This window comes from Pseudomonas sp. Leaf129, assembly GCF_001423465.1.
Taxonomy (GTDB): domain Bacteria; phylum Pseudomonadota; class Gammaproteobacteria; order Pseudomonadales; family Pseudomonadaceae; genus Aquipseudomonas; species Aquipseudomonas coleopterorum.
Map to the genome: position 1 here is coordinate 1,419,017 of NZ_LMOC01000001.1, position 21,203 is coordinate 1,440,219.

Consider the following 21,203-nt stretch of genomic DNA (forward strand, 5'->3'; position numbering starts at 1 on the left):
TCTACTGATGCACGGCCAGTTGGTAAGCCGTGTATTTGCGAATATTGATGACGCCGGAATCGAATATCAGGTATTGACCCTTGATGCCCAGCAACGTGCCTTCGGCGACGGGGTTCTTGTCCAGGTTGAAGCTGGCGATCTTGCTTGGGTAAGTGTGCACCGGATAGCGGATCTCGATCGGCTCGACATCGTTCAGTGCCTGGATCGCCTGCAGACCGAAGCGGTCCTGGAGCATATGAATACCAGCCGCGCAGCTCTCGAACAATTGTTCGCGGATCGCCACCAGATCCACCGCCGGGGCGTCACCCTTGAGCAGCGCGCGCCAGTTGGTGCGGTCCGCCACCTGGGAGCGGAACAGGTCTTCGACCAGGCCCGATTGCTGTCGGGTCGCCACGCGCATGATCGGCAGCGCCTGGCTGGCGCCCTGGTCGAGCCAGCGGGTGGGCACCTGGCTGGCCCGAGTGATACCGACCTTGACCCCCGAAGAGTTGGCCAGGTAGACCACATGATCGGTCATGCAGAACTGCTCGCCCCAGGACGGATCGCGGCAGGTGCCGGCGTCGTAGTGGCATTTTTCCGGAGCCATGATGCACACGTCGCACTGCGCCAGCTTGGTCATGCATGGGTAGCAGTAACCCTGGCTGAAACTGGTCTTGGTCTTGCGACCGCAATTGACGCAGTGAATGGCGCCGAGAAATTCCAGGCGTATCCGCGTGCCGATCAGGGGGTTGGCGGCTATCTGGGTTTCGCCCAGACGCAGCTGGTATTGCACCACCGGCGCTTCGAGGCGCGCGGACATCTTGCTGGCCGAACCGCGGCCAAGCTCTTGCAGGGTGTCTTGCGTGAAGAGATCGCTGGTCAATGGATCGAGTCCGACTTGAACAGGATGTTCTCGATCGGCGCGGATTTCGAGGCGCATTCCTGCGGGCCCATGTAACCGGTGCGCTGGTCTTCGGGCAGGTTCTTGGCTTCCCAGGCGATGATCGCCTGCAGGGCCAGTTCCTTTTGCTCGGCGGTCAGCTTGCGGCCGTCGGACCATTTGCCGATCTCGACCGCCAGCTTCAGGCTTTCGTAGATATCAGGGGTGATGTTTTCGATCATGTGGGCGAATGACGACATGCGGAAGCCTCCAATGGATGCTGGCATTTTAAACGCTGTGCCGGGTGCGTAAAGGGAAATCCCGGCGGCCCTTCACCCAACCGTGCCTGCCGGGGTCAGCCGGGCGGTGAGGAACTCCAGCAGGGCATGCACCTTGGGCAGGCCTTCGCGGCTTTTCAGCCACACCAGGTTCATCGCCAGGCCATCGGTGGCCAGTGGCGCCAAGACCTCGACCAGGGCGCCGCTGTCCAGATGGCGCTGTACCAGCCAGGTCGGCAGTTGGGCGATACCCTGCCCGGCCAGCACCGCCATGACCTGCCCTTCGCCATCGCCGACCGCCATGTGGGGATGGATGATCCGCCGCTCCATGTCGCCGGCCTGGCGACCCTTGAAGTACCAGGGATAGACCGAGCCATCGGTTTGCCCATAGCCGACGCAGCGGTGCTGTTCCAATTCTCGCTCGCCCTGGGGCGTGCCGTGTTCGCGCAGGTAGGCGGGCGCGGCGCAGAACACCAGGCGCTGGCGACCGAAGAAGCGCCGCCCGACGTTGCTCGGCCAGGCATCCGAGCCGCCGATGCGCACGACGATGTCGATGCCTTCCTGGGCGGGGTCGACGAAACGGTCCGAGAAGGATATGTGCGGCTGCAGCCGGGGGTGCTGGGCGGCGAACTCGAGGATCAGCGGCAGCACGTGCAGCCGACCGTAGGACGCCGGCAGGTCGATGCGTAGCCGACCATGGGGCTCATGCTGCTCGGCGCTCATCGCCAGCTCGACTTCTTCCAGGTCGGCGAGCACGCCGGTGCAGGTGCGGTAGAAGGTCTGCCCCGCTTCGGTCAACGCCAGCCGTCGCGTGGTGCGCTGGAACAGCCGCACGCCGAGCCGGGCTTCCAGGCGCGCCACGCCTTTGCTGACCGCCGAGTTGCTGAGGTTCAGGCGTTCGGCGGCGGCGGTGAAACTGCCCAGGTCCGCGACGCTGACGAAGACATCGATGCCCTTGAGGCGCTCCGAAGAGAACATAGCCGCTCCGATTGGTGAATTCAGTTCAATTCACAAGGTACCAGATGACCGCAATATGCCGGAGATTCTTCAATAGACTATTGCAAAATTCTTCCGGAGTTAAGTTCGATGCCTTCTTCCCCTATCGCCGGAGCCGTGCCCTCGGCTTCGGTCAACACCGCCTCGGGCATACAGATCCTGATCATGGCCGTGGCGGCGTTCATTATCGTGACCACGGAGTTTCTCATCGTTGGTCTGCTACCCAGCCTGGCGCGCGACCTGGACATTTCCATTGCGCTGGCAGGCCAGGTGGTGACCCTGTTCGCTTTTACCGTGATGCTGTTCGGACCCTACCTGACGGCGCGTCTGGCGCACGTCGAGCGCAAGAAGCTGTTCACCCTGATTTTGCTGGTGTTCGCTGCGTCCAACGTATTGGCGGCAGTGTCCACCAATATCTGGGTGCTGGCCATCGCGCGCTTCATCCCGGCCCTGGCGCTGCCAGTGTTCTGGGGCACCGCCAGTGAAACCGCAGGGCAACTGGCTGCGCCGGGGCAATCGGGCAAGGCGGTGGCCAAGGTCTATCTGGGCATTTCCGCAGCCCTGGTGTTCGGCGTTCCGCTGGGCACCGTGGCCGCCGACCTGATCGGCTGGCGCGGCAGCTTCTGGGTGCTGGCCGGGGTATCGTTGCTGATCGGCGTGCTGATGCACCTGGTGATGCCGAAGTTGCCAGGCTCGCCGGTCGCTGCGGCCGGCGAGAAGCAGACGGCGATCTTGCGTCAGCCGCGCTTTCTGGCCCATGTGCTGCTGTCGGTGCTGACCTTTACCGCCATGTTTACGGCTTACACCTATCTGGCGGATATCCTGGAACGTCTTGGCGGTGTGCCAGCGGGTCAGGTGGGCTGGTGGCTGATGGGCTTCGGTGCGGTGGGCATGCTGGGTAATCACCTGGGCGGCAGCATGGTGGACAAGCGTCCGCTGGGCGCCATGGTGGTGTTCCTGGTGGTACTGGGTGCGGGCATGACGGCGGCCGTAGCGTTCGCCGAGCAGCGTGCCTGGTTGATCGCTGCGCTGATCGCTTGGGGCATCGCGTACACCGCGCTGTTCCCGATCTGCCAGGTGCGGGTCATGCAGGCCGGTGCCAAGGCTCAGGCCCTGGCGGCTTCGCTGAACATCTCGGCGGCCAATGCGGGTATCGGTCTGGGCGCCATTCTGGGTGGCCTGGGCATCCGCCAGTTCGGCCTGGACTCCCTGGGTTTGCTGGCCACCGGCATGGCAGTCCTGGCGTTGATCGTGGCATTGCTGATGATCAAGCGCCCTGCCACCGCGAAGTAATTGCATCAGTGTAGCAGCGGCGCGAGCCGCGTCGGCGGGCAACACAGGGTGTCTGGATGAACGCGGTGAGGCCGGACGCGGCTTGCGCCGCTGCTACAGGGATCGCGGTGTCGGTGGGTACGGCGGTGTGTCTGTAGCAGCGGCGCGAGCCGCGTCGGCGGTGGATGCAGCAAAGTGAGGGGATGCATGGTCTGAACCCGCAAGGAGTTTTTCGCCATGCCCTCACGCCATACCGACATCGAATTGTTCTATAAGCCGCCCTTCGACTGGCAGCGTTTGCTCAGGTTTTACGGCGGTCGCTCCAGTGCGTTGGTCGAGACGGTCATCGACGGCGTGTATCTACGCACCGTCGAATGGCAGGGCGACGAAGGCTTGCTCAGTGTCCGGCAGGACGCGAGCCGTGACTGCCTGATCGCGCGAGTCGATGGGCCGGCCAGCGTTCACCTGCCTGCCCTGGTGCCGCGTCTGCGGAGAATGTTCGATCTGGATCTGGACCCGCAGCAGCTGCATGCCGCACTCGACGGCGATCCCTGGCTGGGCCGCCTGCTGCTGCAGACGCCGGGATTGCGCGTGCCAGGCACCTGGTCGACCTTCGAACTCATCGTGCGCACCATCGTCGGCCAGCAGGTCAGCGTCAAAGCGGCGACGACCATTGCCGGTCGCCTGGCCGAGCGCGCCGGGCGGGCCGTGGCGCATCCCCAGCACGCACAGGTGGCGTGGCATTTTCCGACCCCGGCCGCCCTGGCCGACGTCAATCTCGAGCGGATCGGCATGCCCAGCAAGCGGGTGGCGGCGTTGCAGAACTTTGCGGCGGCGGTGGCCAACGATCAGCTGCAGATCGAAGCCTTCGTCGATGAACACACCCATGCCGACCTTACACCCCTGCGCAAGGGCCTGCTGGCGCTGCCGGGGATCGGCCCCTGGACAGTCGAATACGTGGCCATGCGGGCCTGGCGCGACCGCGACGCCTGGCCAGGCAGCGACCTGGTGATCATGCAGGAGATCACCCGCGAGCATCCGGAGCTGCTGAAACTGGGGCACCAACGGCTGCGCAGCGAAGACTGGCGGCCGTGGCGCGCCTACGCCGTCATGTACATCTGGAACGAGCTCATGGACCGCACCGACGGCCAGCGCGGTGGCTGAAAACGGGGCGCCACAGACGCCACGTTTTCAGCCAGACGCTCAGCCCTGCAGCGGTGGCGTGCGCGGCGGGATCACCCGGCGCTGACCGGTGGCCTCGAAGGCTGCGGCCAGGCGCAACAGCTGCGTGTCGTCATAGGCGCAACCGGCAAAGGTCAGCCCCACCGGCATGCCGATGTCGGCCATCAGGCCCATGGGCACGGTGACGGTCGGCACGCCCAGATGGCGAATCGCCAGATTGCCGTTGGCCACCCACACCCCGTTGCTCCAGGCGATGTCCGCTGCCGCCGGATCGACATCAGCCTTGGCTGGAGCCACGTCGGCGACGGTGGGAAACACCACCGCATCCAGCTTCAGGGCCTGCATCCAGTCTTCCAGGTCGATCTTGCGGGTATGCTCCAACGCGCGCAGGCCGTCGGCCAGGGTGTCGATCTGGTCCCAGGGCGTAATGCCACGCTGCGCCATCTTCACGTATTCGTCCATGCCGGCGGCCAGGTCGCCCTCGCGATTGGGCAGCGTGCCGGGGTCATGGGGGAAGATCAGCGGGCCGTCGACATCCACCAGCCGATTCAGGGCTGGATCGCCGTTGGCGCGCAGAAAGTCGTCGAAGGCCCAGGCGGTCAGGTCCCACAATTCATGATGCAGGAACGCCGGGTCGACGATGCCGCGGTTGAACACGGTCGGCGCACCCGGTCGATCGCCTTCGCAGTTGGAGACCAGCGGGAAGTCCACTTCGACCACCTCGGCACCTGCCGCTTCAAGGGCATGGCGGGCCTGCTGCCAGAGGTCGATCACCGAAGCACGGGTGTGAATGCGCTGCCCGGTCGGGCCGCCAATGCCCGGCTGCTCGGCCGTGCCGGCCAGCGGGTCGGCATTGATGTACATGCGCGGCACACCGAAACGCTTGCCCGCCAGCGCCGCAGGCGACCCGGCCAGTTGCACATAGGACGCCGGGCGCACACTGGCCACCTTGGGTATCGGCACCCAGGGTTGCAGGCGCCACAGGTCGCCACGGGTGTCGGGGTCGTCGGCGACCACCACATCGAGGATTTCCAGCAGATCGGCCATGGTCCGCGCAAAGGGCACGACCACATCCATGGTCGGTGTCAGCGGCCAGTTGCCGCGTACCGAGATGATCCCGCGCGACGGCGTGTAGGCGCACAGGCCGTTATTGGACGCCGGGCCGCGTCCGCTCGACCAGGTTTCTTCGGCCAGCCCGAACGCGGCGAAGCTGGCTGCGGTCGCCGTGCCAGCACCATTGGAGGATCCGGAAGCAAACGGCGCGGTGAGGAACTCGGCGTTGTACGGACTTTCCGCACGGCCGTAGACGCCGCGCTGCATGCCGCCGTTGGCCATGGGCGGCATGTTGGTCTTGCCCAGGCAGATCGCGCCGGCAGCGCGCAGGCGCTCGACGGTGAACGCGTCGCGCTGGGCGACCAGCCCGGCAAAGGCCGGACTGCCGGAAGCCGCGGTCAGGCCCTTGACCAGGTAGCTGTCCTTGGCCGTGTAGGGAATGCCATCGAGCGGCCCCAGGGTCTGGCCGCTCGCGCGCCGTGCGTCGGCCGCCTCGGCTTCGGCCAGGGCCGAGGGATTGGGCACCACCACGGCGTTCAGCGCGGTGGCCGTGTCGGCGCCGTCATAGGCCGCGACGCGCTCCAGGTAAGCCTGGACCAGTTCGACCGCCGTGGTCTGCCCGCTCTCCAGAGCCGCGCGCAGTTGGGCGATGGAAACCTCGGTGACTTCGATCATGCTGCTCTCCTGCACGATCAGCCCTTGGCGGCCATGGCGGTGACTTCGACACGCATGCCGGGGGCGGCCAGCGCAGTGATACCCACGGCGGCACGCACCGGCCAGGGCTTGGCGAAGAAGCGCTGGTAGACCTCGTTGAAGGCCGGGCGGTCAGCCATGTCGGTCAGGTAGATGGTCAGGTGCAGGACGCGATCCAGCGAGCTGCCGGCCGCTTCCAGCGCCACTTTCAGCGCCTGCAGCGTGCATTCGCTCTGCTCGGTGATGCTGCCCAGTTCCAGGCTGCCGTCGGCGCGGGTCGGAATCTGAGTGGTCACCAGCAGGCCGCCGAAGCCTGCGACGTCCGAGGAAATCGACTCCGGGTCAGGGTCCGGCACAAAGGTGATGTCTGAATGGGCCATGGGAAGCTCCTGAGGTCAATGATGGGCAATGGCGGGCATGTTACAGCCCAGCCATTGCAAATTGAAACGGCGAGCCCGTCAGCCCACCAGGTGCAGGAAGTGCATGTGCCGCTCGTAGTGATCGAGGATGTCGCCGATCACCTCGTCGCGCGACCAGCCCATGACGTCGTGGTCCTGGCCCCCTTCGCGCAGGTGCACTTCGGCGCGGAAATACTTGCGCTCCTCGCCGGTGGGTCCGCTCATGACGAAGCTTGGGGTGGCGTAGGCATGGGGCCGGATTTCATAGATGAAGGCATCGTCGGTCGGGCCGACACTCAGGCGCACACCGCCCTCCTCGCCGTCTTCCACGGTGCAATCGTAACCCTGCAGGCGCCATTCCTCGGCGACGCTGAGGCAGGCCGGGCGGGCCACTTCCTCGATGAAGCGCACCACGTGGGCACGTCGCGGGAACATGGCCAGAGTACGCAGACGACGCTGCCAGTTGCCGCCGGCCCGTGGCGTGCTCGGGGAAATCGCCAGGGCCTGATGGCGCAGGCCGCGCTTGGTGGCGTCCAGCTTGAGCGCCTTGAGCAGGCCGCGCATGCTCAGCAACAGCGCCAGGGTGAACGGCAGCGCACTGGCGATGGTCGCCGTTTGCAACGCCTTGAGGCCGTCGGCCAGCAATAGCGCGATGGCCACCAGGCCCATGCTCGAGGCCCAGAAGATGCGCTGGCGCACCGGGGTGTTTTCCGACCCACCGGAGGCGAGCATGTCCACCACCATCGCGCCGGAGTCGGCCGAGGTGACGAAGAACACCACCACCATGATGATCGCCAGGGCGCTGATCACGCCGGAGAACGGAAAGTGCTGGAGAAACGCGAACAGCGCCAGCGACGTATCCTTGTCCACAGCCATGCCCAGGTCGGTCATGCCCTGCTCGAGAATCATGTGGATCGCGGTGTTACCGAACACGGTCATCCACAGCAGGGTGAACGCGGTGGGCACCAGCAGCACCCCGGTGACGAATTCACGGATGGTACGACCGCGCGAGATGCGCGCGATGAACAGCCCCACGAACGGTGACCAGGCCAGCCACCAGCCCCAGTAGAACAGGGTCCAGCCGCCGATCCAGTCGGTGGGCTGGTAGGCGTTGAGGTTGAGGGTGCGGCTGACGATCTCGCTGAGGTAGCCACCGGTGTTCTGCACGAACGTCTGCAGGATCAACACGGTGGGGCCGAGGATCATGACCATCGCCATGAGCAGGACCGCCAGGCCCAGGTTGAGCTCGGACAGCCGACGGATGCCCTTGTCCAGCCCGGACACCACCGACAGCGTGGCCAACGCGGTGGTGCCGATGATCAGGGCGATCTGGATCGGGATCGATACCGGAATGCCGAACAGCGCGTTGAGACCGGTGTTGATCTGCGCCACACCGAAGCCAAGCGAAGTGGCCACCCCGAGTACCGTACCGATGATGGCGAAAATGTCCACGGCATGCCCGATGGGGCCATAGATGCGCTCGCCGATCAGCGGATAGAGGGCCGAACGCAGGGTCAGCGGCAGGCCGTGGCGGAAGCTGAAATAGGCCAGGATCAAGGCGACGATGGCGTAGATGGCCCAGGCGTGCAGGCCCCAGTGGAAGAAGGTGATGCGCATCGCCTCACCCGCGGCGGCAACGGTGTCGCCCTCGCCGTAGGGCGGATTGAGGAAGTGCATGACGGGCTCGGCGACGCCGAAGAACATCAGACCGATGCCCATGCCTGCCGAGAACAGCATGGCGAACCAGGTCATGCTGCTGTAGTCCGGCGTGCTGTGGTCCGGGCCCAGCTTGATGTCACCGTAGCGGCTGACGCCCAGGAACACCACGGTGCCCAGGATCACCGCCACGGCGAGAATGTAGAACCAGCTGACGTTGGTGAAGATCCAATCCTGCACATGGGCGAACAGGGTTTGCGCCTGTTGGGGCATCAGGCTGGCGAACAGCACCAGCAAGAGCAGCAGGATGGCCGATATCCAGAAGACCGGCGGATTGAGTGTCGAGGCCTCGACGGGGTCTGACTTCACAGTCATTGAAAAGCTCCTGATGGGACGGTGCAGCAGTGGGTGTGTGGCTAGCTGTGACCGCACTGCGCGGCTGGGGTTTACCAACACGCTTCGTCCAGTTCGCCTTTGATGAACCGATTATGTGTCTGGATGTATTTGCACACATATTCGCGCGGCGGGGCCGGCACGATTACCGGTGGTGCTCTGTCAATCAATGACGCTGCAACCTGTTCTTCGATCATCAACCGCTCGACCATCAACCGGAGGATCCATGGCATTCGTCGACACTTATGTGAAAGAGATCATCGCGCTGGAGGTGGCCCTCTTTCATGCGCGGGCTCGTCTGGAAAGCGCGGCGGATGCCGAAGCACTGCACGACCTGCGTATTGCCGTGCGGCGCATCCGCAGCCTGCTGATCCCGGTGCGGGCAGAACCGGCCATGGGCCCGCTGCTGGCGGCGGCCAAGGCCGTGGGGCAGCTCACGACCCCTACCCGCGACCTGGAGGTGATGGCCCAGGAACTGGAAAAGCGTGGCATGGACGGTGCTGCCGCCAGCCGCCGGGCGCGCCTGGAACTGGAGCACCAGCTGATCGCCGAGCATGCCACTTTGCAGGCCTTGTTCACGGCGCTGGACGGATGGCCCGCCGCATTCCGCGCCAGTGAGCCGGGTCTGGATTCCAGACACTTCGAAAAGGGGGTGGTGAAGACCCTGAACAAGCACGTCGACAAACTGCGCCGCGCGCTCAAGGATGCCAAGTTCGATCGGCACGAGCTGCGCATCCTGGTCAAACGCACGCGCTACCTGACTCAGGCCTTCGCCGACCTTTCTCCGCTGTCGTCCAAGGCGGAAAAATCGCTCAAGTCGGTGCAGTCGGCGCTGGGCTCATGGCATGACCACCATCAGTGGTGCCTCAAGGCCAAGGTCGAAGCCGATCTGCAACCGCTGGCGCAGGTCTGGGCCGAAGACTCGGCCGCCGAACTCGAGCGAGCCGAGGCCGAGCTCGACACCCTGGCGCGTCTGCTGCCCAAGCGCAGCAAGCGCTGAGGGCAGCCACGCGGTGGCCGGGCGGCGCGCGGGTCACGCCGCCTTGATGCGCGCCGTGACATGCCCCAGTTCCGTCGACAGTTGATGCAGGTGGCCGCTGGCGCTCTGGGTGCGGTCGACGTTGGCCTGGTTGGTGGTGGCGATGGCGGTGATTTCGACCAGGTTCTGGGCGATGTCGTCGACCACCGCGTTCTGCTCTTCGGCGGCCGTTGCGATTTGCCGGTTCATGTCCCTGATCGCCTCGATCGACTGGGTGATGCGGGTCAGTGTCTGCCCCGCTTCGACCACTTGTTCGACGCCCTGATCACTGCGTTGCTGGCCATTTTCGATGGCTTGCACCGCGTTCACCGCGCCGGTCTGCACGGTGTCGATGATCTGATGGATTTCCAGGGTCGAGGCCGCAGTACGCTGCGCCAAAGTGCGCACCTCGTCGGCGACCACGGCGAAACCGCGACCGGCATCCCCGGCCCGCGCCGCCTCAATGGCGGCATTGAGCGCCAGCAGGTTGGTCTGGTCGGCGATGCCACGGATCACCTCCAGTACCTTGCCGATCCGTCCGCTGTCGTCGCGCAACTGACGAATCACGTCGCCGGTCAGGGCGATCTCGCCGCGCATGCGGGTGATGGTATGGATGGTGGCCTGCATGGACTGCTCCCCGCTTTGCGCCTCGCGGTCGGCATCGGCAGCGGCGGTGGCCGCGCCGGCAGCATGACGGGCGACTTCCTGCGCGGTGGCGGACATTTCCTGCATCGCCGTGGCCACTTGGTCGGTGCGCTCGAACTGCTCGTTGGTGCCTTGCAGCATCACCGCAGCGATGGTGTTCAATTCGCCACTGGCCTGGTCCAGATCAGCCGTGCTGCGTTGCAGGCGGGTGAAGGTATCGGCGAGAAAGTCGCGCAGGGTGTTCGCCGCCAAGGCGAGATTGCCCAACTCGTCACGCCGCTGGCTGACCACGCGCTCGGCCAGATGGCCCTGGCTCAGGCGCGCCACGTAGTCGATCAGCTCGCGCACCGGCGTGACCAGGTTGCGGTTGACCAGCCACAGGCTCAGGGCGGTGATCAGCAGACCGGACAACAGCATGATGCCGATGCCCCAGACGATCGCCTGGTGGCCCTGCTCGTTGATCAACCGCGACTGCTCATCGGCCAGGCCGCGCAGCTCGGTCACCAGGGCGTTCATCTGCTCACTGGTGGCACGGTCGACGCCGGCCACGGCGCGGTCGCCGCTGGCGGCTTCGGCCCCGCTGGCCAGGAAGGCTTCGCGACCCTGACGATAGGCCTTGCCCAACGTAGCGTGTTCATCACGCAGGCGCTGGGCGTTCTGGCTGACGCTGGCGGGTACGCCGGGCAATTCGCTCAGGGCCTGCAAGGTGGCCGCGACCGCCCGCTCCTGCTCCTCGAACTGGGCCCAGTACTTGTCCGCGGCCTTGGGGTCCTTGCCACGCAGCAGCACATTCTTCCATTCCTGCACCTGGGTCTTGAACTGAACGTTGGCACGATCGACCAGTTCAGTGGCCCGCAGCGGTCCGGCCACCAGGTGTGTGTAGTCATCCAGGCTTCCTGCGAGGAATTTGAAGCTGCCCAGGGCAATCAGCAGCAGGATGAGCAACCCACCGGCCAGCAAGGCCAGCACCTGGGCGCGCAGAGACGTTTTGAACATGACGAACCTCATGATTGGAAGCCCTTGCGACCGCGTGGGCAACCGTTATATCGGCAGGGCTCGGGCGTTGCTTGAGCGCGCCGGCGACGGGGCGACGTCCAGTCGCGAGTCTCGGGGCGCCCGATAATATTTCGACACGAACGCTTGTGAACTAACGGTTGGCGGCGGCGATCCTCTCTATGCGCAACAAGCGCGTCTGACCCGCCGGTGCATCCGTGCCGATGTTGTCCTTTGATGAGGGATTGTCGTGACCACTACTACCCAACTTGCCTATCGACACAGGCCAGGTCCGCTGCATGCGATCTTCCTGGCCGGTACCGTTCCGCTCTTTCTGGGCGGGCTGCTGAGCGATATCGCCTATTACCAGAGCTACCAGATCCAGTGGAGCAACTTCGCCGCCTGGCTGATCGCCGGTGCCCTGGTGTTCTGTGGCCTGGCGCTGCTGTGCGCCCTCATCAACCTGGTCCGCGCGGAACACAAGGGCGGTCGTCCAGTCGTGTACTTCCTGCTGTTGCTGGTGACGTGGGTACTGGGGCTGGTCAACGCTTTCGAACATGCCAAGGACGCGTGGGCAGTCATGCCTTCGGGGCTGATCCTGTCGGTGATCGTGACGGCACTGGCGCTGATCGCGGCCTGGGTCGGTTTGACCAATCTGCGTTCCGGAGGTGTTCGATGAACTATTCAGGCGCCTTGACGGCCATCAGCGTGGCCTTGCTGCTCGCCGGTTGCGGCAGCGAAGCCGACAGCACCCAGGCCCGCGGGCCCGATCCCAAACTGCCGGAGGCGCAGCGCGGCCTGCTGCCGAGCATGAAGATCGCCGAGCCGGTGGCCTGGGGCGACAGCAAACCGACCGTGCCACAGGGCTATACCATCAGCGCGATTGCCACCGACCTGGCGATTCCGCGCCAGACCCTGGTCCTGCCCAACGGTGACATCCTGGTGGCCGAAGGTCGCGGCGGCAGCGCTGCCAAGCTCAAGCCCAAGGACGTGATCGCCAGCTACATCAAGGCCAAGGGCAATACCCAGGTCAAGGGCGGCAACCGCCTGACCCTGCTGCGCGACGCCGACGGCGATGGCACCTACGAGCTGAAGACCGTGTTCGCGGAGAACCTCAACGCGCCTTACGGCCTGGCCTATGCCGACGGCAAGTTGTACGTCGCCAACCAGGATGCCCTGGTGCGCTTCGACTACACCGACGGCCAGACCAAGGCCAGCGCAGCACCGACCAAGCTGGCCGACCTGCCCTCGGCGATCAACCACCACTGGACCAAGTCGCTGGCCATCAGTGACGACGGTCGCTACCTGTACGTGGGCATCGGTTCCAACAGCAACGTGACCGAACGCGGGATGGAAGTCGAGATCGACCGCGCCATGGTCTGGCAGATCGATGCACAGACCGGCGCGCACAAGCCCTATGCAACGGGTATCCGCAACCCGACGGCGCTGACCATCCAGCCGGGCACCGGCCAGCTGTGGGCCGTGGTCAATGAACGTGACGAGCTGGGTCCGGACCTGGTGCCGGACTACTTGAGTTCGGTCCGTGAAGGGCAGTTCTATGGCTGGCCGTACAGCTACTGGGGCCAGAACGTCGATCCTCGCGCCCAGCCACAGAATCCGGAAAAAGTCGCGGCGGCGGTCAAGCCCGATTACAGCCTTGGCTCGCACGTGGCCGCCCTGGGTGTGGATTTCTCGATTCCAGCCATGGGCGAGAAGTTCGCCCAGGGCGCCTTCGTTGGCGAACACGGTAGCTGGAACCGCGACAACCCCGTGGGCTACAAGGTGATCTTCGTGCCGTTCGCCGGCAACAAACCCGCCGGCGAGCCGATCGATTTCGCTACGGGTTTCCGTGGTGACGATGGCAAGACCCGTGGTCGCCCGGTCGGTGTAACGGTCGATCCGCGCGGCGCGCTGATCATCGCCGATGACCTGGCCAACACCATCTGGCGCGTCACGCCCAGCCGTTGAGGCTGACTTCGGGGCGCCCTGCCCCGAAGTGTTGTCCACCGGCGCGCGTTCAGCGCGCCGGTTGTTTGTTGCCCCCCTGCTTCCCGATCAGCGACTCATCACCGTCAAGGCATCGACCAGGGCGTGCATGTCGGCGGGCGTCGTGTTGATCCCCGGTGTCACCCGAATGCAGGGCCCGCAGGCGGAGCCGTCACGGGCGACGGTGAAGATATCGAACTGGGCGAGGAGCTGGTCGATCTTGCTCTGCTGGTCCTGCACGTCGCGGAAACGGAACGAGGCGATGCAGCAGGACAGGCGCGGGTCTTCGGGCGTGAGCACTTCGATGCCCGGCAGCCTTCGCGCAGGTGTCAGCCACAGGTCACGCAGGTAACGCAGGCGCGCACCTTTCACTGGCCAGCCGCCCAGGGCCTGGTGTTCGGCAAACACCGTAGGCAGGCTCATCAACGCGGGTACGTTGGGGGTGCCGTAGGGGCTCAGGCAGCGGATATCGTCGGCTGGATAGCTGGGGTTGCCCATGTCCGGCGAGAAGTCGGCGAGGCGTTCGCGGCGAACGTGGATGACCCCCAGGCTGAGCGGCGCGCCGATCCACTTCTGCAGGTTGAAACCGGCCAGCTCGATGCCCAGGTCGTGCAGATCGACCTCCATCTGACCAAGCGAATGGGCGCCGTCCAGAATCACGTCGATGCCGTGGGCACGGGCCTCGGCGGCAATGGCCTTGATCGGCATGACCAGCCCGGTACGGTGCGTGACGTGAGTCAAGGCCATGAGCTTGAGCCGCGGATGGGTGGCGAAGGCCTGGCGGTAGGTCTGCAGCAAACCCTCGTAGCTGGCAGGGTGCTCGTGGACCAGGCGTACCAGCTCGACACCGCGGGCCTGCTGCAGCCAGTCGAAGGCACCCTGCACCGAGCCGTAGTCCAGGTCGCTGATCAACACCTGATCGCCCGGCTGCAGACGCGTGTAGTTGCGGATCAGCGAATACAGGGCTTCGGATGCGCTGCGGGCGAAGGTCAGTTCGCCTGCGGGCACGCCCATCAGCTCGGCAAGCTGCTGGCGGATGGCGTCGGCCTCATGCTTGTCGAAGTGCTGGCGCACGTGCACCGAGTTGCTGCGGTTGACATGACGGATCGCGTCTTCATAGGCGCTCACCACGCCTTCGCTCATGCGACCGAAATAACCGCCGTCGAGGTTGATCGGCCCGTCGTCGCGTGGGTAGCGTGCAGCAACGTCCGTCCAGAAGGTTTCATCCATGGCCAATTCGGCAGGGCTTTGCGTTACGCAGGGCATGACAGCACGCTCTTGAGGGGAAGACACCGAGCATCGCTTTGCCGGACGTGGGATGCAAGGGGCAACGCCGGTCGTCGCTGACATGAACAGAGCGCCCTTGGTTATTTGACCATTCGTTCAACAATCCCTAGGGTAGCCAGCTTCATTTTTGTCCGAGACGCTCATGACCACCCGTTCCAAGCTTCCGCCGACCGTCTACCTGCTGGGGTTGACGATTTTCTCGCTGGTGACCGCCGAGTTCATGGTGGCCGGGATGATGCCCGCGCTGGCCGCCGCGTTCTCCGTGAGCCTGGCCCAGGTCGGCAACCTGATTGCCCTCTATGCGCTGGGCATGGCCCTGGGCGGGCCACCGGTCACGGTGCTGCTGCTGTCGCGCGGGATCAGCAATCAGCGCGCGCTGGTCGGGCTGCTGGGGGTGTACGTGCTGGCCGGGGCGCTGGCCGCCGCCGCGCCCACCTACACGGTGCTGGCCTTGGCACGCATCGTCATGGGCGTGTCCAGCGCCGCCTGCATCGGCCTGTGCATGACCCTGTGCGCCGGGCTGGTCAGCCTGCAGGACCGCGGCCGGGCCATTTCGGTGGTGCTGGCCGGGCTGATGCTGTCGCCGGTGGCCGGCGTGCCGGCGACCGCCTGGGTCGAACATCACTATGGCTGGCGGGCCAGTGCCTGGCTGGTGGTGGCCTTGGCCTCGCTGTGCACGGCGCTGGTCACCACGCGCCTGCCGCGCGCCGAGGCCGGCGACGAGCCGTCGCTGGGCAGACAGTGGATCAGCCTGAAGAACCGCAGCCTGTGGGGTGCCTACATCACCAGCGGCCTGATCATCGGCGCGACCTTCGCTGCGTTCAGTTATTGCACGCCGATCCTGATCGAGGAAGTCGGCGTGGCTCCCGCCCAGGTGGCGCCGTTGCTGGCGTTGTACGGCGTGGCCAACGTGCTGGGCAACATGGTGGTGGGCCGGATCGCCGATCGGCATACCTTCGCCGCCCTGGGTTGGGGCTTGGCCCTGCTGGTGCTGGCGCTGGGCGGATTCGCCCTCGCCGGTCAGCTGTTCTGGCTGAACCTGGCCTGCTTCCTCACCGTTGGCCTGACCGGGGTCGCGCTGAACCCGGCCATGGTCGCGCGGGTGATGAAGGCCGCCGAGCCCGGCGCACTTGTCAACACCCTGCACACCTCGGTGATCACCGCCGGGCTGGCCCTGGGCAGTTGGGCCGGTGGTGCGGTGATCGATGCCGGTCTGGGGCTGCGCGCCCCGTTGTGGCTGGGCGCCGGCATGGCGCTGCTGGGCCTGCTCAGTCTGCTGCGGCCCTGGTACAACGCCACCGCGCCCGCCGCCGCAGCCCGCTGAGACCAACTCAGCCTACAGCGGTTTGGCCAATACGCCGGAGGGGGCATGGTCAGCCGCCGACGCTGGGTCGGTCTGATCCAGCTCTCGTGACACCGAAAGCCGCTCCTCGGCGATGCGCTGGACCAGATTCAGCGCACGCTCGGCACTGCCCAGCAACGCCAGGATGGCGCCGCGTTCGTCCCAGCCCAGTTTCTGCTCCGGCTGCAGGCAGCGTTCGCGCAGGGCCAGCAGGTCCCTGGCGTGGGCGTTCGGCAGGTAGGTGCCCTGTGGCCCCTTGCGCACGGCCGGCTCGACGATATCGAGAATGGCGTCGACGATTTTCCGCGCATTGGCGCAGAACACCTGGCGCTCGATGCGGCGGGCGATCTGCGACAGGGTCCGGGTCAGGCTTGCGCTGAAGTCTTCTTCCTCGATGAGGCTGGCGAGCAGATTGGTTTGCCGGGCCGTGACATCGTTCTTGAACATCTGCGCGGTGTAGCCGCGAATTTCCTGGCTCAGGGTGTCCAGCGCATGCTCATGTTCCGCGGCGTTCTTCAGCGCCTGGGATTGGCCGCGCGCTGCGTCCAGCAGCAGGCCCATGCCCTGGCTGTAGCGGGTCAGTTCCTGGCTGACGGCGGCCACGCCGGTGTTCACATTGGCCAGCGCGGCACGGTCGAGATGACGCGGTACGGCATAGTCCTCCGCGTCGCTGCGGCTGGCGCCGATGCGCGAAAGCACGCGCTCGAACACGCCGATGAAGGGAAACATCAGCGCCGTGTTGAAGATGTTGAAGCCGATGGAGTAAAGCCCCACTGCCACGGGCACCATCGGGAAGCTTTCCTTGCCATCGACCGTACTGGTACGGGTCACGTCCATGCCGAACAGGCCCATGGTCCCTTGCAGGATGTCCATGGACACAAAGAACAGCGGAAACATCACGGCAACGCCGATGAAGTTGAAGGCGATGTGGGCATAGGCCGCGCGCTTGGCGTTCTTCGACAGGTTGAGCGAGGCCAGCCATGAGGTGACGGTGGTGCCCAGGTCGGCGCCCAGGGAGAACGCCACCGCCGTCTGCCAATCCAGAATGCCGGCTGCCCCCAGGCCCATGACGATGCCGATGGTGGCCGACGAGGAATGGATCATTGCAGTGATGCCGGCGGCGGTCAGCACGCAGATCGCCAGGCCGGTGTAGCTGTCGGCGCGCAATCCGGAGATGACCGACATCACTTCCGGCAGTTCGCGCAGGGGCTTGAGCCCGCCGGTCAACAGGTTCAGGCCGTAGAAGATCAACGAGAAACCGATGATGGCGATGGCGAGATGGCGGGTCTTTTCGTTCTTGCTGAAGACATAGACCAGGGCGAACAGCCCGGCGAAGATCAGCCCTAATGGCCCCAGCGGCATGGCAATCAAGCCGTTGCCCAGGGTGGTGCCGATGTTGGCACCCATGATCACGCTGATGGCCGGCCGCAGCCCGACCACGCCGGCGTTGACCAGACCGACCGTCATGACGGTCATGGCCGTGCTGGATTGCAGCACGCCGGTGATCACGGTCCCGGCGGCCAGGCCCTTGGCCGGCGTGCCGGCCAGCTTGGCCAGCCAGGCACGCATGCGGTTGGCCGCCAGGTTGTTGATGCCGTCGGACATGAATTCCAGCCCGAGCATGAAAATGCCCAGGCCACCGATGACAGGGACCAGCAGGTCTTTGAAGATATCGATTTCCATGGCGGCTCTTTGCGGTAGGGAGGATGGCCGGCGCGCCCGGGGTGTGATCCTCGAAGCTAGACATGAAATGTGACATATGGGTGACGCGCGGCCGCCATTCCCACTTGCTGCGACCGCCGGTGTAGTGGCCGAGTGCAGCTGAAGCGGCTTGCGCCGCTGCTACGAAACACCGCGTTCCCCTGTAGCAGCGGCGCGAGCCGCGTCCGGGGACGACGCGGAGAAGGTGACACACCGCATGGCCAATGACGCGGCTCGCGCCGCTGCTACAGAGGCTTGCGAGTCGCATCCGAGACAACGCGGAGAAACGGACACACCGCATGGCCAATGACGCGGCTTGCGACGCTGCTACAGAGGCTTGCGAGCCGCATCCGAGACAACGCGGAGAAACGGACACACCGCATAGCCAATGACGCGGCTTGCGCCGCTGCTACAGAGGCTTGCGAGTCGCGTCCGGGGACGACGTGGGGGGGGTGGGGCACTGCATTCGCAGTGACGCGGACGCAGGACATTTTTACCGGGGTAGACGACGCACGTAGGAAATTTCTGACACAATAGTGCAAACAATTCGCATTATCTTGTCTAGCCAGGAAGCTTTGCATGTCTCGCATATCCCGTTCGCCGCTCCCCTACCCTCCGCAAAACCTGCTGGCCCTGGCCATCTGCATGGCAATGATCACGCCGGCCCTGGCCGACGACAGCGCTGCAAGCCAGCAGCAGGCGGCGCCGGGTGTCATCGAACTGGGGGCTAGCGAGATCACCTCGAACGCATTCCAGCTGGGCAGCTACACCGAGGGTTCCCAGTCCTACACCACCGGCAGCATGGCGACGGCTACCAAACTGCCGCTGAGCCTGCGTGAAACGCCCCAGGCAGTGACCGTGATCACCCGCCAGCGCATGGACGACCAGGCCATGACCAGCATCAACGATGCGGTGCGCGCCACCCCTGGCCTGTTCCTCAGCTATGCCAACGGTCCCGGTCGCCAGGCCTATACGGCACGCGGTTTCGACATCGACAACCTGATGTACGACGGCATCCCCAGCGGCTACTCGGGCGTCACCATCGGCGCCCAACCCAACCTGGCGATGTTCGATCGGGTCGAGGTCGTGCGTGGTGCGACGGGCCTGGTCACCGGTGCCGGCAACCCCTCGGCGGCCATCAACCTGGTGCGCAAACGGCCGCTGGCCGAACAGAAGGTCACCCTGACCGGCGCCGCTGGCAGCCACGACGACTACCGTGGCGAGATCGACGCTTCCAGCCCGCTCAACCCGGCGGGTACCCTGCGCGGCCGGGTAGTGGCGTCCTACCGCGATGCCAACAGCTTCATCGATGGCGTGGAAGAGGACCATAGTCTGTTCTACGCGGTGACCGAAGCGGACCTGAGCGAAGACACCCTGCTGACCGTGGGTTTCTCTCATCAGAAGGACAAGACCAATTACTTCTGGGGTTCATCGATGATCGGCCAGGACGGCCATCACCTGGACCTGCCTCGCTCGTACAACCCGGGCACCAAATGGGAGAACAAGGACCAGGAAATCAACACCGTGTTCGCGGAAGTGCGCCAGCGCCTGGCCAACGACTGGAACCTGCAGGTCAACGCCAACTACGCCGAGCAAAACGGCCTGTTCTCCGGCTCTTATCAATCGCGCTGGTTCGAAAATACCCTGGCACGTACCGTGTACCAGTCGGCACACGATGAAAACCAGGCTGGCCTTGATGCCTTCGTCAGCGGGCCGTTCCAGGCGTTCGGACGCACTCACGAACTGGTGGTCGGCGCCAGCAAGCGCATCTACGACATGACCACGCACAACTACGATCCCTACGACACCAACTGGCCGATCAACGCCGGCAAGCCGAACTTCACCCATACCGACAACGACCGCGAAGTCACCACCCAGGATGGCCTGTACATGACCACGCGCCTGAGCCTGGCCGACCCGCTGAAGCTGATCCTCGGTGGCCGCCTGGACTGGTACGACTATGACAACCGCGATGGCGAAGGCGACTACAAGGTCACCCGCAATGTCACCCGCTACGCCGGGCTGATCTTTGATCTGGACGACCACCATTCGCTGTATGCCAGCTACAGCGACATCTTTACCCCGCAAAGCGCCCAGGACACCAGCGGCACGCCGGTGCGGCCGATTCAGGGCAAGAACTACGAGATCGGCATCAAGGGCGAGTATTTCGATGGCGCGCTGAATGCCAGCCTGGCACTGTTTCGGGTCGATCAGGAAAACCGCGCGGTGCAGATCTTCGTCGAGAACTGCCCGCAGCTCAGTTGCTACGAAGCGTCGGGCGAAGTGCGCAGCCAGGGCATCGACTTCGAGCTGCAGGGGGCGCTGACCGAGAACTGGCAGGTGGGCGGTGGCTACACCTACGCGCGGGTGCACACGCTCAAGGACAGCGCCAACCCACAGAACGAAAACCAGCGCTACGACACCGACATTCCCGAGCACCTGTTCAAGGTCACCACCACCTACCGCTTTCAGGGCCCGCTGGAGAAACTGCGCGTGGGCGGTACTCTGTCCTGGCAGAGCCGCCTGTACAACGACGTCGACCTGGCCGATGGCGGCAGCTACCGCCTGGAACAGGGCAGCTATGCCGTCACCGACCTGATGGCCGGCTATCAGGTGAGCCGCAACCTGGACCTGCAGGTCAACGCCAACAACGTGTTCGACCGCAAGTACTACAATGCCATCGCCACCTCGACCAGCTATGGCGGCGACAGCTACGGCAACCCGCGCAACCTGATGCTGACGGCCAAGTACAGCTTCTGATCGGCAGCCGCGAGCGGGTCGATGGGCCGTACTGGTATCATCGACCCACTTCTCCCCTGGGCCACGCCATGAATCGTCGCAAGAAGATCAAACAGCTGTTGCAAGCACATGCCAAGAAGGCCAGCGCCAAGTTGGCGCCGCAGAGCAAGGACCGTTACATCAGCAAGGCGGACCGGGCGAAGCTGGCGCTCGAGGCCGACAGCGCAAGTCCCGCTGTCGATCAGGCCTGAAGCGGATCGGGCCTGCGCCTCAGAGGTAGTGCAGCGGCAAAATCTGGTCGCGCGTCAGCGGCGCCAGTTCGAGCTTGGCCACCGTGGTGGCATCGACCCACAGCGCTTCTTCGATTTCCGCAGCGGGGCTGACCTGGGCCTTGATGCGTACTTGAAAAAGCTCGCAATGCACTTCATGGCCGGGCTCGTTGGCGGCCACGGCTGTGTAGGTACCCAGAAATCTGGCTTCGGCCGGATCCACCGCGATGCCCAACTCCTCCTCCAACTCACGAACCAGTGCCTGGGCAGGCTGCTCGCCGGATTCGATCTTGCCGCCTGGCTGCATGAAGGCGCGCGTGTTGCGCTTGCGCACCAGCAACGTTTGCCCTTGCTCGTTGAGCAGCAGTGCGGCAGCGATATGGATGGTGGCGGCCATGGCGTCTCTCCTGAAAAAAGGTGGGCACCATGGCACGCCGTGCATG

General features: G+C 65.0%; 18 protein-coding genes. 8 read left to right on the forward strand and 10 right to left on the reverse strand.

The genetic code is table 11. From position 1 onward, the window contains the following. Window position 1: 1 nt before the first annotated feature. From ASF66_RS06190 to ASF66_RS06200, 3 genes are all read right to left on the reverse strand, one after another. Window positions 2–832 carry a DUF2797 domain-containing protein gene (locus ASF66_RS06190; protein ID WP_056843454.1) on the reverse strand — a complete coding sequence of 277 codons (831 nt, stop codon included), beginning with the start codon at window positions 830–832 and terminating at the stop codon, window positions 2–4. Between the two features lie 26 nt (window positions 833–858). Beyond that, on the reverse strand, window positions 859–1,119 hold the full coding sequence (locus ASF66_RS06195; RefSeq protein WP_056843145.1) for a YeaC family protein: 261 nt from the start codon (window positions 1,117–1,119) through the stop codon (window positions 859–861). A 72-nt stretch (window positions 1,120–1,191) separates the two neighbouring features. Continuing rightward, on the reverse strand, window positions 1,192–2,115 hold the full coding sequence (locus ASF66_RS06200; protein ID WP_056843146.1) for a LysR family transcriptional regulator: 924 nt from the start codon (window positions 2,113–2,115) through the stop codon (window positions 1,192–1,194). Window positions 2,116–2,223: 108 nt separating this feature from the next. On the opposite strand from ASF66_RS06200, the gene ASF66_RS06205 reads away from it, so the two are divergent. Both ASF66_RS06205 and ASF66_RS06210 read left to right on the forward strand, forming a co-directional pair. Further along, a complete protein-coding gene (locus tag ASF66_RS06205; protein WP_056843147.1) occupies window positions 2,224–3,426 on the forward strand; it encodes an MFS transporter in 1,203 nt (400 codons plus the stop codon). A 216-nt stretch (window positions 3,427–3,642) separates the two neighbouring features. Continuing rightward, window positions 3,643–4,569 (forward strand): DNA-3-methyladenine glycosylase family protein, encoded by a 927-nt coding sequence (locus ASF66_RS06210; RefSeq protein ID WP_056843148.1) that lies wholly within the window; start codon window positions 3,643–3,645, stop codon window positions 4,567–4,569. A gap of 39 nt (window positions 4,570–4,608) precedes the next feature. On the opposite strand, the gene ASF66_RS06215 is transcribed toward ASF66_RS06210, so the two are convergent. The 3 genes from ASF66_RS06215 to ASF66_RS06225 form a co-directional block, all read right to left on the reverse strand. Next, a complete protein-coding gene (locus ASF66_RS06215; protein WP_056843149.1) occupies window positions 4,609–6,315 on the reverse strand; it encodes an amidase in 1,707 nt (568 codons plus the stop codon). 17 nt (window positions 6,316–6,332) lie between these two features. Continuing rightward, window positions 6,333–6,713: a RidA family protein gene (locus ASF66_RS06220; RefSeq protein ID WP_049859038.1), complete on the reverse strand. Its 381-nt coding sequence runs from the start codon at window positions 6,711–6,713 to the stop codon at window positions 6,333–6,335. A gap of 78 nt (window positions 6,714–6,791) precedes the next feature. Next, complete coding sequence (locus tag ASF66_RS06225) at window positions 6,792–8,762, reverse strand: BCCT family transporter (protein WP_122741787.1); 1,971 nt, start codon at window positions 8,760–8,762, stop codon at window positions 6,792–6,794. Between the two features lie 244 nt (window positions 8,763–9,006). Between ASF66_RS06225 and ASF66_RS06230 the strand changes: the two genes are divergently transcribed. Further along, window positions 9,007–9,780, forward strand: coding sequence for a CHAD domain-containing protein (locus ASF66_RS06230; protein WP_056843150.1), 774 nt, complete (start codon window positions 9,007–9,009; stop codon window positions 9,778–9,780). A gap of 33 nt (window positions 9,781–9,813) precedes the next feature. Here ASF66_RS06230 and ASF66_RS06235 read toward each other — a convergent pair whose 3' ends face one another. After that, on the reverse strand, window positions 9,814–11,439 hold the full coding sequence (locus ASF66_RS06235) for a methyl-accepting chemotaxis protein (protein WP_056843151.1): 1,626 nt from the start codon (window positions 11,437–11,439) through the stop codon (window positions 9,814–9,816). Window positions 11,440–11,686: 247 nt separating this feature from the next. Here ASF66_RS06235 and ASF66_RS06240 point away from each other — a divergent pair, with 247 nt between their 5' ends. Further along, window positions 11,687–12,115, forward strand: a complete 429-nt coding sequence (locus ASF66_RS06240; RefSeq protein WP_049859035.1) for a DUF2231 domain-containing protein — start codon at window positions 11,687–11,689, stop codon at window positions 12,113–12,115. After that, complete coding sequence (locus ASF66_RS06245; RefSeq protein ID WP_049859034.1) at window positions 12,112–13,404, forward strand: PQQ-dependent sugar dehydrogenase; 1,293 nt, start codon at window positions 12,112–12,114, stop codon at window positions 13,402–13,404. Before ASF66_RS06240 ends, ASF66_RS06245 begins: the two co-directional genes overlap by 4 nt. 87 nt (window positions 13,405–13,491) lie before the next feature. Here ASF66_RS06245 and ASF66_RS06250 read toward each other — a convergent pair whose 3' ends face one another. Continuing rightward, window positions 13,492–14,688 carry an aminotransferase class V-fold PLP-dependent enzyme gene (locus ASF66_RS06250; RefSeq protein WP_056843152.1) on the reverse strand — a complete coding sequence of 399 codons (1,197 nt, stop codon included), beginning with the start codon at window positions 14,686–14,688 and terminating at the stop codon, window positions 13,492–13,494. 163 nt (window positions 14,689–14,851) lie between these two features. Here ASF66_RS06250 and ASF66_RS06255 point away from each other — a divergent pair, with 163 nt between their 5' ends. Next, window positions 14,852–16,033 carry an MFS transporter gene (locus ASF66_RS06255; protein WP_056843153.1) on the forward strand — a complete coding sequence of 394 codons (1,182 nt, stop codon included), beginning with the start codon at window positions 14,852–14,854 and terminating at the stop codon, window positions 16,031–16,033. Between the two features lie 12 nt (window positions 16,034–16,045). Here the strand turns inward: ASF66_RS06255 and ASF66_RS06260 are convergent, their stop codons facing one another. Beyond that, window positions 16,046–17,734: a Na/Pi cotransporter family protein gene (locus ASF66_RS06260; RefSeq protein WP_056843154.1), complete on the reverse strand. Its 1,689-nt coding sequence runs from the start codon at window positions 17,732–17,734 to the stop codon at window positions 16,046–16,048. A 597-nt stretch (window positions 17,735–18,331) separates the two neighbouring features. Between ASF66_RS06260 and ASF66_RS06265 the strand changes: the two genes are divergently transcribed. Then, entirely contained in the window at window positions 18,332–20,512 is a 2,181-nt protein-coding gene (locus ASF66_RS06265; protein ID WP_056843155.1) for a TonB-dependent siderophore receptor, read from the forward strand. Window positions 20,513–20,580: 68 nt separating this feature from the next. Then, the gene (locus ASF66_RS21960; RefSeq protein WP_082223545.1) at window positions 20,581–20,742 is read left to right on the forward strand and encodes a DUF2986 domain-containing protein; all 162 of its coding nucleotides are present in this window, start codon (window positions 20,581–20,583) and stop codon (window positions 20,740–20,742) included. A gap of 19 nt (window positions 20,743–20,761) precedes the next feature. On the opposite strand, the gene ASF66_RS06270 is transcribed toward ASF66_RS21960, so the two are convergent. Continuing rightward, window positions 20,762–21,157, reverse strand: coding sequence for an NUDIX hydrolase (locus ASF66_RS06270; RefSeq protein ID WP_049859030.1), 396 nt, complete (start codon window positions 21,155–21,157; stop codon window positions 20,762–20,764). Window positions 21,158–21,203 lie beyond the last annotated feature (46 nt).